Origin of the sequence: Brevibacillus sp. NRRL NRS-603 (assembly GCF_003013445.1) — a bacterium.
Taxonomy (GTDB): Bacteria; Bacillota; Bacilli; order Brevibacillales; family Brevibacillaceae; genus Brevibacillus; species Brevibacillus formosus.
Genome location: NZ_PXZN01000056.1, coordinates 1 through 4590, shown reverse-complemented (window position 1 = coordinate 4590; position 4590 = coordinate 1). Strand labels below are relative to the sequence as shown.

The 4590-nt window shown below is 48.9% G+C and carries 4 protein-coding genes and 1 pseudogene; 1 reads left to right on the top strand and 4 read right to left on the bottom strand.

What is annotated here, in order from left to right; all coding sequences use genetic code 11:
* A partial coding sequence (locus C7R94_RS26725) for a tyrosine-type recombinase/integrase (protein WP_146142822.1) occupies positions 1–420 on the top strand: 420 nt, incomplete at its 5' end.
* A 214-nt stretch (positions 421–634) separates the two neighbouring features.
* On the opposite strand, the gene C7R94_RS26720 is transcribed toward C7R94_RS26725, so the two are convergent.
* From C7R94_RS26720 to C7R94_RS26705, 4 genes and pseudogenes are all read right to left on the bottom strand, one after another.
* Positions 635–1450, bottom strand: a complete 816-nt coding sequence (locus C7R94_RS26720) for a transglycosylase domain-containing protein (RefSeq protein ID WP_106785648.1) — start codon at positions 1448–1450, stop codon at positions 635–637.
* Between the two features lie 109 nt (positions 1451–1559).
* Entirely contained in the window at positions 1560–3143 is a 1584-nt protein-coding gene (locus tag C7R94_RS26715; protein WP_106785649.1) for an acetate--CoA ligase, read from the bottom strand.
* Between the two features lie 128 nt (positions 3144–3271).
* A pseudogene (locus tag C7R94_RS26710) lies at positions 3272–4136 on the bottom strand (branched-chain amino acid ABC transporter permease).
* A 49-nt stretch (positions 4137–4185) separates the two neighbouring features.
* Positions 4186–4590 (bottom strand): ABC transporter permease subunit (locus C7R94_RS26705; RefSeq protein ID WP_483296249.1); only part of this gene is annotated, 405 nt, incomplete at its 5' end.

Below are 4590 nucleotides of genomic sequence, written 5' to 3'. Positions count from 1 at the left end.
GACATTATAATGGAGAAAAACCAGTTGAAGTTGATTCGTAAAGGAAAGAAAGAGGACGCTCCTTTTTTCAGTGACTGGGGCAAGGACTACTTAGCCAAATACTTACAGCTGCGTGACAAATACAATCCCGAACCCCAAGAGGATGCTGTTTTTCTCGCTGTTTCCCCTACCAATCCGAATGGGCATCGCATCGAAGTGCGGTCTGTCCAAAAGCTGGTCAAAAAGTACGCCAAAGCATTCGGCATCCCTGATTTGTCTGTTCATAAGCTTCGGCACAGCTTTGCTACACAGTTTCTTCGCTTGAATCCTGACCCCCATCAGCTTCAAGCACAGCTGGGGCACTCCAAAATTGAAACGACCATGCAGTATGCGCATGTATTAGAAGATGCGCTGGGCAAGGCTGTGAACCGAACGACGTAAAAGTCCCTCAACAAGAACAAGTGACCAATCTGCATACCTTTGCGGACTGGTCACTTGTTCACTTGCTTTTTACACTTCCATCTACATCCCCCGCTGACCTTTGCAAGCGTTCAGCGGTTTATAGTGTCTTGGCAGCGGATCGTGTCAGTTACATGCTTGATCTGTTCCATAGCAAAAATCCCCTGCCATCCAGACAGGGGATTCCATACTTTTTTTACTTCACTGCGCGTTTGGCAGTAGGAACAACCGATATCGACTCGTTCTTAGCCAATGCACTCTCTCCTTGATCGATCACTGCCAATTCGTTCATCCGATTCAGCACAACCGCCTGCCGCTCTTTGGCTCGGTCCCAGTTCTTTACCGGTGAGTAACGCTCTGGTCCTTTCGGCAAAGAAGCCAGCATGGCCGCTTCGCCCAGGGTTACCGCTCGATCTCCTGTTTCTGTTGCATTTTTTCCGAAATAAAAGGGCACAGCCTCGCCGATCCCGTATTTTCCGTGCCCGAAATAAATGACGTTGAGGTACATTTCGAGCAGTTCCTTTTTGCTGTATCGCTGTTCCAATTGCAAAGCGATCGCGACTTCCTTCACTTTTCTAGTCATCGTTTTGTCGTTTGTCAGAAACAGGTTCCGCGCCAACTGCATGGTGATTGTACTTCCGCCCTGCACGTAGGCACCTTCCTTGATATCCACCCAGATCGCGCGACTCAATCCAATCGGGTCCACTCCTGGATGCTGCATAAACCGATGATCCTCTATCGCAACGAACGCCTTCCATACGTAGTCAGGCATTTCGTCCAGCTTTACATAGCTGTTGGATTGCTGAACAGCAGCCAGCTTTTTTTCATCTATCCATATATTCCCTGTCCACGCAAGCACGATCGGCGCCAGGATAGCGGCCATCATGATCACGAGAAAACTGATACGCAGTCGTTTTTTCCAACGAACACCGAATTTCTTCATGCTCTTGGGCATGCTCGCCGCTTCATACAAGTCGGTGTTTCTTCCTAATGGGATTGGAAGGTGGTTCATGCTGCATTCCCCCTTGCCTTGCTTCTACTCATATTGTAGGGGATGTGCGCATTTCGTCCCATCGAATCCACTTACAGCAATCTTACAATTTCGTAAGACAAACTATTCACTACGAGTGCTGATTTTGCTGTGCCTCCTGCTGCCGCAGCTCGATCCGTCTGATTTTACCGGAGGTCGTCTTTGGCAGCTCCTGTACAAATTCGATTTTGCGTGGGTATTTATAAGGAGCAGTTAATTGCTTGACATGATTTTGCAATTCGACGATCAACTCTTCGGATGGCTCATTTCCTTTTTTCAGGACCACATAAGCTTTTACCACATGCCCGCGCTCTGGATCAGGACTGGCAACCGCCGCACATTCCGCTACTGCCGCGTGCTTCACCAACGCATCCTCGACCTCAAACGGACCAATTGTATATCCGCCTGAAATGATAATGTCGTCTGAACGTCCTTCGAACCAGATGTAGCCATCTTCGTCCATGCGACCTTGATCACCCGTCACGTACCAGTCGCCGCGAAACGCTCTGGCAGTGCGCTCGGGATCATCCAGATAGCCTTTGAACAGCGCTACCATATGGCGATCAATAGCAATATCGCCTACCTTGCCTACTGGCAACTCCGCTCCTTCTTCGTCAATAATGGCGATCCTCACAACTGGTGAGGGCTTGCCCATTGAACCTGGCCTTGGCTCCATGCCGACAAAGGTACCCACTAACAAAGTGTTCTCTGTCTGTCCGTATCCATCTCGCACGGTCAATTGGAAGACGCGGCGGAATGTGTCGATTACTTCCCGATTGAGCGGTTCACCAGCGGAGCATGCGGAGCGCAAAGCGGACAGCTTGTATTGTTCTAAATCCGTTACTTTTGCCATGATCCTGTACTCGGTCGGCGTCGCACACAAGACAGAAACCGGATATTTTTGCAGAATCGTCAAATAATTCTCCGCAGAAAACTTTCCTTTATAGACAAATGCGGTCGCTCCCAGCCCCAACGTAGAGACAAACGGGCTCCAGATCCACTTGGCCCAGCCAGGCCCAGCGGTTGCCCAAACCACATCACCTTCACGAACGTCCAGCCACTGCGTAGCGGCTACAGCCAAATGCGCAAACGGCCAACCGTGAACGTGCATAACCCCTTTTGGTCCTCCAGTCGTGCCTGATGTATAAGACAGGAAGGCCAGCTCATCCGACTTCGTGTTTACTACCTCAAATTCTGTGTCCTGCCCCTGGAGCAACCCCTCAAGCGAAATCCAGCCTTCTTTCTCTTCGCCCGTCGTGATGTAGTGTTGCAGCGTAGAACAGTTGCCTCTCGTTAGATCAACCTCACTCATTGCTCCCGCGAAGCTGATCACAGCCTTTACTTTTGCATGATTGATCCGGTACTCGATATCTTTGTAACGCAGCATTTCAGACCCTGGCAAAATCACTGCCCCCAGCTTCAGCAGTGCCAAATAGAGACCATAAGCCAATGTTCCTCTAGAAACCAGGACGAGTACCCGATCCCCATGCTCGATTCCAATGGAACCTAGACCATTTGCGATCTTATTTGAATATTGGCGCAAATCTTCGTACGTAAGGATATGTTCCTGACCTTGTTCATCTAACTCCCAAACGGCTCGTCTCTCCGGGTGTTTTTTCGCCCATTCGTCCACCTGGGCAGCGAAGTTATAATTTTCTGGAAAGTTCAATTCCATAGGTACATCCCCACCTTTTCTAAGATTGATAAATAATAATTCGACATCACTATAATTCTCACCTTTTTCTTTCGACAAAAATGGGACAAAAAAAGGCCAACCTTTTGCATGGGTTGACCTCTCTTCTTTCATTCCAATCGCTCTACATTCTCCGTGAACGTCGCAGCCTGCACAGAACGCTGTTTTCTTTTTTCCCTCCACTCTTGAAAGCTGCCGACAATTCCACTCGGAAAGCAGAGAACGACCAAAATATAGAGCAAGCCAAGGAAAATGACCCATCTCTCGAATATTGGGTGAAGCTTCGCCAACTCAGTCAGTCCGTGATGGGCCAGCTCTACGATCCCCGACCCCAAAATAGAGCCAAATAGCGTTCCCAGCCCACCGATCATGCTCATCAAGAGTGCATCCAGCGTCGTTTCAATTGAAAACACTTGGGTGTTTACGAATCGCAGCATGACCGCGTACAAGCCTCCACTAATCGCTGCAACCACTCCAGCGACAATACTGACGATTACCTTATAATGAAGAATTTGATAGCCTAACGCTTCCGCACGCTGTTCATTTTGACCGATGGCTTTCAGTACCTTGCCGAGTGGAGAGTGCGTAAACGCCCGCAAGATGACGAACAGCATGACCATTAGGATTAGGCATACATAGTAAAAGGACAAACGATCCCGAAACAGCTCGGGCACCGGGAAGGTGAAGCCATCCCCACCCATCGTCAGCGAGCGCCATTTTTCTGCCAATACGAATAGCAGCTGGGAAATCGCCAAGGTCAGCATCGCATAAAAATGACTTNNTTTTCAGGAATAAAGACACAGAGTACGCACCTATTCCAAAAAACATACAGTGGCCGAATGAGACGATCCCCGTATAGCCGAGCAACAAATCAAAGCTCATCGCAAAAATCGCAAAGATAAAGATTTGGGTGAACAAGATGTACATGCTCCTGGAGTCTGAAAGAAACGGCAAAACCGCCAAAGACAAAAACACAAAAAGAATAAAACGATGGCTCAACAATCCGGATGTAGTCAACGCATGATCACCCCTTCGCTCCAAACAGGCCGGATGGTTTGATAAGCAGCACTGCCAACATCAGCAGCATATTCACTGCCAGTGAAAGCTCTGGAACAAAGTAAGCCATAAACGAGCCAAGCACCCCTACTAAAAGCGCCGCGATCATAGAGCCTTGAACGCTTCCCATCCCACCGACAATAACGACGATGAATGCCAGAATCGCATACTGCATACCCATTTCCGCAAAAATAACCCCAGAATACGGTGCCAAGAGACTTCCTCCTAGCGCAGCCATACCTGCCCCCAGCAAAAAGACAAAGGTAAACACTTGTTTAATATTGATGCCGAGTGCCTGCACCATTTCCTTATCGATCACGCCCGCTCGGACGATCAAGCCTAGTCTGGTTCTCGTCAATAACAGGTGCAACCC

What these genes read in the sequence shown, in the direction of transcription:
- C7R94_RS26720 (WP_106785648.1), bottom strand. Translation starts at nt 1,450, where the DNA reads ATGAACCACCTTCCAATCCCATTAGGAAGAAACACCGACTTGTATGAA.
- C7R94_RS26715 (WP_106785649.1), bottom strand. Translation starts at nt 3,143, where the DNA reads ATGGAATTGAACTTTCCAGAAAATTATAACTTCGCTGCCCAGGTGGAC.